The organism is Microvirga vignae (genome assembly GCF_001017175.1).
In the GTDB taxonomy this organism is placed as follows: Bacteria; Pseudomonadota; Alphaproteobacteria; order Rhizobiales; family Beijerinckiaceae; genus Microvirga; species Microvirga vignae.
The window spans coordinates 1-3,810 of record NZ_LCYG01000050.1 but is presented as its reverse complement, the minus strand read 5'-3'; the positions used below and the strand labels follow the sequence as shown (position 1 = coordinate 3,810).

Annotated in this window: 2 protein-coding genes and 2 pseudogenes; 3 read left to right on the top strand and 1 reads right to left on the bottom strand. The window is 61.8% G+C overall.

Going from position 1 to position 3,810, the window contains the following annotated elements:
- Positions 1-21 precede the first annotated feature (21 nt).
- Entirely contained in the window at positions 22-1,023 is a 1,002-nt protein-coding gene (locus AA309_RS18785) for an IS110 family RNA-guided transposase (protein ID WP_047190552.1), read from the top strand.
- Positions 1,024-1,689: 666 nt separating this feature from the next.
- Here the strand turns inward: AA309_RS18785 and AA309_RS18780 are convergent.
- The gene (locus AA309_RS18780; RefSeq protein WP_047190551.1) at positions 1,690-2,922 is read right to left on the bottom strand and encodes an IS110 family RNA-guided transposase; all 1,233 of its coding nucleotides are present in this window, start codon (positions 2,920-2,922) and stop codon (positions 1,690-1,692) included.
- Positions 2,923-3,170: 248 nt separating this feature from the next.
- Here AA309_RS18780 and AA309_RS18775 point away from each other — a divergent pair.
- Both AA309_RS18775 and AA309_RS33285 read left to right on the top strand, forming a co-directional pair.
- Positions 3,171-3,365 (top strand): annotated as a pseudogene (locus AA309_RS18775) (DDE-type integrase/transposase/recombinase); the annotation flags it as partial.
- A 69-nt stretch (positions 3,366-3,434) separates the two neighbouring features.
- Positions 3,435-3,605: pseudogene (locus tag AA309_RS33285) on the top strand (IS30 family transposase); the annotation flags it as partial.
- Positions 3,606-3,810: the final 205 nt, after the last annotated feature.

Sequence of the window (3,810 nt, the reverse complement as noted above, 5' to 3'; positions counted from 1 at the left end):
CGGCGCTCACCGCCTACTCTACTGTCGTTGAAAGAGACGGCGATCTCGGTGCGGCAGAATGGCAAACGGATCTGGCGCGGCAAATGCCCGTCTGATCCGACATTGCTGGCGGATGTGCTCCGCAAGCGCGCGCCCACGGCAAAGCGAGTGGTGTTCGAGACTGGTCCCTTGTCGGTCTGGTTCTATCATGTCCTGACGGCGGAAGGCTTGCCGGCAATCTGCATCGATGCTCGCCATGCCAAAGCAGCGCTCGATATGGCACCGAGCAAGACTGATGCGAACGATGCCGACGGCTTGGCGCAGCTCGCAGAGGCGGGCTTCTACCGTGAGGTGCGAGTCAAGCAGTATGACAGCATGCTGACCCGCACGCTGGTGGCCGCGCGCTGTCAACGGCTCAAATCCATGACCGAGCTGGCCAATCAGATCCGCGGGCTCATGAAGATCTTCGGGCTGGTCGTTCCCAAGGGGGCCGGTCGCGTGTTTGAAACCAATGTCCGCCGTCTGCTTGCCGGTAACAGCGGGCTGGAGCGGATCGTTTTGCCTCTGCTTGAGGCCTGGCGCAGCCTGCGTGTCCGGGCAGCCGAGCTCGACCGACAGCTTGTCGCCACCGCGCGGGAGAGCGCATCGTGCCAGCTCTTGATGTCGATTCCCGGGATTGGCGCGGTCACCTCAGCGTCCTTCACCGCTGCGATCGAAGACCCGGAGAACTTCAGGACATCGCGTTCAGTGGGCGCGTGGCTCGGCCTCACAACCCGACGGTATCAGTCAGGCGAAGTCGATTACGATGGCCACATCTCGCGACGCGGAGACAAGCATCTGCGCGGCCTCCTCTACGAGGCGGCAACGGTGATCCTGACCCGGAGCCGTGCCGACAGTGCGCTCCGATCCTGGGGGCTGAAGCTGAGGGAGAAGATCGGCTTCAAGCGAGCCGCCGTTGCCGTAGCACGCAAGCTCGCGGTGATCATGCACACGATGCTGAAAACCGGCACGCTCTTTGATCGAGCCGCCCGCACGACCGCCTGAAAGCGCACTGCGGCATGGGGAGACGAGCCGGGACGTGAAGCTGAACCATAACCAGATTGCGTCCACTCGTCGGACGCGCCGAGACGTCCCTGCCGGGACGTAGGTCAGGCCATTCCGTTAATGGGATTGCAGGTGCGCGTCATCGGCCCGCAGACTGCGTCGAATACATTGGAAGGCCCCCCTGCGAAGACCATCATGCGGCGACCAGGTGTCGACCGCGAAGACAACCCTGCTCCCGGCGGCCGGCTCAATGATGCCAAACGAATAAGCAGCACGGCCGCAACATCGGCCTCCCGTCATTGCCGGTCACAAGGCCGGCAATGACATCGTTGAGCAATTACGAGAAAGGACTTGATCAATGAGCTGCGATTAGACAACCCATCTGACGGATGTATTTGACAAGGCGTTTTCGACATCGGTGGGAGCATTCTTCTTATCGTCTGTTGGTCTGAGGCAGGCGCTGTCCACGTATTGACCGGCAGAAACTGGGTTTGAGCGCGGCATCGTGTGACGAGAGGCTCGCCGGTCTACCTGGGCGACGAGAGTGCGTACGGTACTCGCCCCTACCGGCGAGTGGATCGGCAGGGCTGGTTCTGCTATATTGAACGGGCTCGGGTGACCCCGGAGCGAAGAGCAGGGCGTGAGGTTGCAACCCTGCCGCGCAGCTTAGGATCGTCGCACCTCATTGGCGGCACCCGAGCACCCTTTCGGTGATCGCTGCTTCCAGCTGGCCACAAACCGCCGGTACGCTTCTTCGGCCTCACCGACCATCTCTCGCTCCGCCGCACGCACCGCCTTCTTGCTGTACGCGGCAGCGGATCCTTTTTGCCTGCCACCCCGGTGCGACGCATGACCCGCCGCCAGTTCGAGATGGCGCAATTTCCACTGCAGCAGCGCCGGCCGTCTCCAGGTGTAGTCCTCGTCCTTGCTCAGCATATGCCAGACGATCACCGCCAGCTTGCGTGCCGTTGCCACGGCAGCCACTGACTTGCCGCGTTTGTTCCTGATGCGCACGAAGAAGGCCCGCAGAGGGCCTGGTACGCCGGAGATCACCCAGGCCGCCTCGACCAGCATCGAACGGGCATGAGCACGCCCCTGTTTGCTGATGCGTCCATGATAGGCGGGCTTATCGCCCGACTGCCGCACCTTCGGATTGAGACCGAAGTAGCTCACGAGCTTTTGCGGTGAGGAGAAGCGTTTGATGTCGCCGATCGCGGCCAGGACACTCATCGCGACAGTTGCATTCACCCCTGTGATCGTCATCAACCGCCGGACCTGCGGATCGTCGAGCGCCTTCTGGGCGAGGCTCTTGTCGAGCTCAGCGAGTTCGGCCCCAAGCCGATCCAGTTCACCGGCATGACGCAGGATCACCCGACGCCGATCCTCGGCGAGCGGGAGGGCCTCCAACCAGGCCCTCCCGCGTTTCGAGAACAGGCTGCCGTGGTAGGGTGGGATCAGGTGGGCGTGCAGAACCGAGTGGATCCGGTTCTTGAGCCGGGTCATCTGCGCGACCAGCTGGGTGCGTTCCGCCGTGATACGCCGGCGGGCCTCGGTCTCCTCGTCCGGCATCCAGACCTCGGGCAGGAACCCGCTCGCATAGAGCTTCGCCAGCACGCGGGCATCGATCTTGTCGGTTTTGACCTTGGCCCAGGCGATCGCCCGCACCAGGTTGGGATTGGCAATCACCACGCGCGCCACGAGGGGCGACAGCAGGCGCACGATGGCGCTGGTGTTGCCAGTTGCCTCCAGAACGACCTCATCGTCAGGCCTCAGGGACTGGGCAAACCGCAGCAAGCGGTTGCGTTCGAGATCGACCTTTCCGGCGTCTCGGATAACTCCCTTGTCCAGCACCGCCATTTGGGCAAAGGACTGATGAACATCGAGAGCAATGATCCTCATCTCCGGCTCCTGTTGGGTTGCATAACCTCGGGAGCTGGTGGGCCACACGACACCTTCGGATCCGCGCTCGCAGCGCACCCGGGCCAGTCGCAGGGGCGGCCAGATAACAACACGAGCTCTCAGCTCATCAGATACGACGGCCTGCCCACCTTCCGTGCTCCCGACACCCCTATCCCGGTGCGCCGAGGATACCTGATCTGTCAGCCTTCAGAAACCTGAATGGGGTGTCGCGCCTATTCATGCCCGATAATAACCGCATTGAACAGGATCATCGTGTTATCAAACGGCGGATCCGGCCGATGCTCGGTTTCCAGTCCGTTGTCTCTTCCCGAGTGATCCTGGGAGGCATCGAGTTGATCTACATGATGCGCAAACAACAGGCAAAGTATGCCTGCAATCGGCAGCTATCGCTCGCTGAGCAGTTCGCCCTGCTCACTGCTTGACCTCTCCGCAAACACGTCGATTCTTCTCGTCCCTGCTCCGGATTTGCGACGGAGCCCTTCAGCGTCGCGACTGACGTTGACGTCTACTTCTGCGATCCCCAGAGCCCGTGGCAGCGGGGAAGCAACGAGAACACCAATGGCTTGCTGCGGCAGTACTTCCCGAAGAGCTCAGACCTGTCCGTGCATAGCCAGAGCGACTTGGGTGCGGTCGCGCTCAGGCTTAATACCCGGCCGAGAAAAAACCCTTGGCTTTCAAACGCCAGGAGCTACGCTGGCCAAAGCGCTTGCGCTCATCACTTGAACCCACCCAGCAACCTTCAAGGTTTCGGCACCACGATTATTCGCGCTTGCCCAACCCACACACGCCAAGGCACGTTCCTGGAAACAAAGAGTGGGTATCCTGCGACCCACGATGGGAACAATGCGTCCTATCCTCAGCTCGCAG